General features: G+C 44.4%; 3 protein-coding genes. All 3 read right to left on the reverse strand.

The window, feature by feature from the left end; translation table 11 throughout:
• A partial coding sequence (locus CCB157_RS16830) for a LuxR C-terminal-related transcriptional regulator (protein ID WP_077616941.1) occupies positions 1-399 on the reverse strand: 399 nt, incomplete at its 3' end.
• A gap of 430 nt (positions 400-829) precedes the next feature.
• Positions 830-997 carry a DUF3954 domain-containing protein gene (locus tag CCB157_RS16835; RefSeq protein WP_077616939.1) on the reverse strand — a complete coding sequence of 56 codons (168 nt, stop codon included), beginning with the start codon at positions 995-997 and terminating at the stop codon, positions 830-832.
• A gap of 112 nt (positions 998-1,109) precedes the next feature.
• The gene (locus CCB157_RS16840) at positions 1,110-1,535 is read right to left on the reverse strand and encodes a RusA family crossover junction endodeoxyribonuclease (protein ID WP_077616940.1); all 426 of its coding nucleotides are present in this window, start codon (positions 1,533-1,535) and stop codon (positions 1,110-1,112) included.
• Positions 1,536-1,569: the final 34 nt, after the last annotated feature.

Consider the following 1,569-nt stretch of genomic DNA (forward strand, 5'->3'; position numbering starts at 1 on the left):
TGCCATCTTTGCCATTTTGTCCACGATCGAATCCCTAATCCTGAACACATGTCGTTCAGACAATCCCATATGCCTGCTGATAGCTATCATAGACATACCATCAAGCATACATTCCAAAACGGCCTTCTCGCGTTCGTTTGTGATAGCTTTTGAGTATTCCTGTATAAATAGAACCTTTTGCTCCAATCTCTCAATCCACTTTGTCTTCTTTTCTCTCCGCAAATACTCCCGATAAACCGGATCATTTGGTGCGCCTTTCGGCTTTGGAAGTGATCCTTCGATGCCATATTGAGCAGTCAGACCTTCTCCGGCATCTTCCAGTATCTTTCGTTGGCGTTGAATTTCATTGACCATCCAATGATAATCTCTAAGCATCGCAGCGATTTGGTTCTTGTTCATCACGTCCGCTCCTTTCATCATAAGGATCAGCAATGAACCCATAATCACGCACACATCGATAAAACGGACACACATTTTCTTTCATCATCCAAATGCACCCATCGCAATTCCCTTTCCGGACCTTGACCTTCACGCTCCACCCCTCCAAAAAAGAAAAGGACACCAATCCCGCATCTGCGGTGATCGGTGCCCCGGTTGTTCCGGTAGCATTTTATCTAATTTTGATCATCCAATCCTGGTAATACAAAACACTGTGTAATCCTTATGAATAGGCGATTTTTCTATGATGTATTTATCAACATCAACACTAATATGAATATGATGCGGCTTAGCTAGCGATTTATTCCAAACATAAACAGTCATACCATTTCTTAATGCTTCTATGCTTTCAAAAGATGTATAAAAATGCAATTGCAATTCTATCCATCCCTCACTTTTTCGTATAACTCACTTCATAATGCACCGGCTTCCCGGCCTGCCATGTGATCGTTTGCTTTCCGTACCCATCTCCCGGTACGTCGAGCTTTTCGAGCTTCCCGTCCCGAACCATGTATACGGCATTCTCAAGAAGATTGACCTCCGCCTTCAGTTCCGCCATGTCGCTCACCGCCGTGTTTGTTTTTCTTGTTCCTTCTTGGCCGGCTCAACGTATTCCTCCCGGATGATTTGCCGTTGCCATTCGTAGCTGCCGGGTTTGATTTCTTTCTCTTTCATCGAGATTCACCTCCCAATGGTTTGACCTTCAATTCAATTCGTGGTTGTTCGCTATACCACTTCCTAACAGTCATACCGACTATCTGCTTGTCATCCCTCCATATGACACCGGTTAGCGAGTCCCATACGCTCTTTACAACGTTATCCAGATCGGGCTTGGTGATCGGCCGTAATTCTCCGTTCAGAGCCTTTTCTTTCTTGTATTTTGGCAAACTCTTTGGAATGGATCGGTAAACGTCCATCTCGACCTCAATCTCACCTTCCAACGGCTTTTCTGGCTTATATTGGGTGGCAACAAGCCGAATATAATTCTTGAATTCCCTTGATTTTTTCGGATCGTATGCCTTAACATATCCGCCTATTGTCGTGAATCTTGGCCGGCCTTGTGCGACCGGCTCGCCATATATCGTAAATTCAATCATTTTTCGACCTCATCCGTTCTATTTCTCTTTCAAG

The sequence above is a fragment of the Caenibacillus caldisaponilyticus genome, from assembly GCF_002003465.1.
GTDB classification, from domain to species: Bacteria; Bacillota; Bacilli; order Bacillales; family Sporolactobacillaceae; genus Caenibacillus; species Caenibacillus caldisaponilyticus.

Coding starts and splice junctions, on each gene's coding strand:
- CCB157_RS16835 (WP_077616939.1), bottom strand. CDS start 997: ATGGCGGAACTGAAGGCGGAGGTCAATCTTCTTGAGAATGCCGTATAC.
- CCB157_RS16840 (WP_077616940.1), bottom strand. CDS start 1,535: ATGATTGAATTTACGATATATGGCGAGCCGGTCGCACAAGGCCGGCCA.